We start from the raw sequence: 1,663 nt of genomic DNA, 5'->3' as shown, positions 1-1,663 counted from the left end.
TAGTGTGAAAGCAGGTAACGGTTCAGGACAGATGAAAAAGGGTGCACGAAACCGGCCCTGCCAACATCGAAGTTTTCAGGGCAAAAGGCAAAAGAGAAGAAGCTGTCAGGCAGAATGAAACACGGTCAGGCCTTGGGTTTCAAGAAAGCGAATAGCCTGCTTCACAGCCTTGGCAAGCTGCTTTTCCTTCAGATGCTCAGGCATATCGACCCTATAAAGATCAACGGGATTCCATTCTTCCAGATTAGAGAGCATGACGAAAACAGCGGTCAAAATCATTCTGGCAATGGCGATAATGGCCCGTTTCTTGCCCCGGCGTTTGGCAATACGCTCATATTTGAGAGCGTAGTAAGGAGAATGCTTGTCCTTCACGGCTGCGTGAGCAACTTGCACCAGCGCAGGTTTGAGGTAGACTCCCGCACGTGAAATACGGACAGACTTCTTCTTCCCGGCGGATTCGTTGTTGCCTGGGGTAAGACCGGCCCAACAGCACAGGCGCTTGGAAGAGCCGAACTGCGCCATATCAACGCCAATTTCAGACAGGATGGTAATTGCGCTGTTACGGTCAACGCCAGGTATCGTACAAAGAAGCACAATATAGCCTTCGTATTGATCGACCATCGTATTGATACAGGCATCTACCCGGTCAATCAAGGTGTCGATGTAGTGAAGGTGATCCCGGACGATTCCAATGCGGGTTTTCTGTTCGGCTGTCATTTCATACCCCTCGATCGATTTCAGAACATCGTCCGCCTTTTTCTTGAGGGAACGCTGTAACAGGGAAAGGCAATGCCCGGCATCAAAATCCTCGTCGGATGTGAGGTAGTCCGTAATCGCGGTTGCGGACTTGCCAAACATATCGGACACGACGGAATCAAGCGCCACATTGCAGACGGTAAAAGCGTTCTGAAAGCGGTTTTTCTCACTGCTTTTCATAGATGTGAGTTTATAGCGATAGCGAGTCAGCTCGCGGAGGACACGGATTTCCTTGTCCGGAATAAAGCTGCTTTTCACCAGACCGATACGGAACAAATCCCCGATCCACTTGGAATCCTTCGTATCATCCTTGTTCCCTTTTACAGCCTTGACCCATTTAGGGTTGGCGATGACGACACGGATATCCCGTTTCTCCAGAATGTTGAAGACAGGGACCCAGTACTTTCCGGTGGATTCCATGCAGACGTCCAGACAATCATTCTCATGGAGCCAGTCTGCGAAGCGGTTCAGGTCGGAGTTGAATGTAGAAAAGCGTTTCTTCTGATAACTGGGCTGCAAACTGTTTTCCAGGGTTTTAATGATGGTAGCCACCAGAAAAGATTTGTGAACGTCAACTCCACAGCAGGTTGGAAATACAACTTTCAAACTACACCCTCCTCATAACAAAGTGGCGAGGAGGAAACAGTGACTGAACCACCAAGCAATTAACAGGTGTTAATACAATCCTTAGTGTGCGGGCTCATAGCGCCACTTATTTGTGCTTGACCAGATGGTTCCAACACTGATTATGATACTGTTTTAAGCTCTGGAAGCAGTCTGCGACTCCTCCTGCCGTGCGTTGTAGTGTGCTTCCTCCCCAATCTAATTTTATAAGAAAGGCGACCGTTTGTCTGCTCTCTTTCATCCCTATTTGTGCCGAGAGCGAAGCGGTCGGCATGGTGATTAT

At 48.9% G+C, this 1,663-nt stretch carries 2 protein-coding genes; both read right to left on the bottom strand.

Annotated features, from left to right (window positions below):
• Positions 1-105 precede the first annotated feature (105 nt).
• The gene (locus tag H6B51_RS16905; protein WP_204884762.1) at positions 106-1,362 is read right to left on the bottom strand and encodes an IS110 family RNA-guided transposase; all 1,257 of its coding nucleotides are present in this window, start codon (positions 1,360-1,362) and stop codon (positions 106-108) included.
• Positions 1,363-1,468: 106 nt separating this feature from the next.
• The coding region (locus tag H6B51_RS16900; RefSeq protein ID WP_204884761.1) for a hypothetical protein at positions 1,469-1,663 on the bottom strand (195 nt) is incomplete at its 5' end.

Origin of the sequence: Pseudoflavonifractor phocaeensis (assembly GCF_016901955.1) — a bacterium.
GTDB lineage: Bacteria > Bacillota > Clostridia > Oscillospirales > Oscillospiraceae > Flavonifractor > Flavonifractor phocaeensis_A.
Note: the sequence above shows the minus strand (reverse complement) of the source record. Positions and strands in the feature narration are given on the sequence as shown.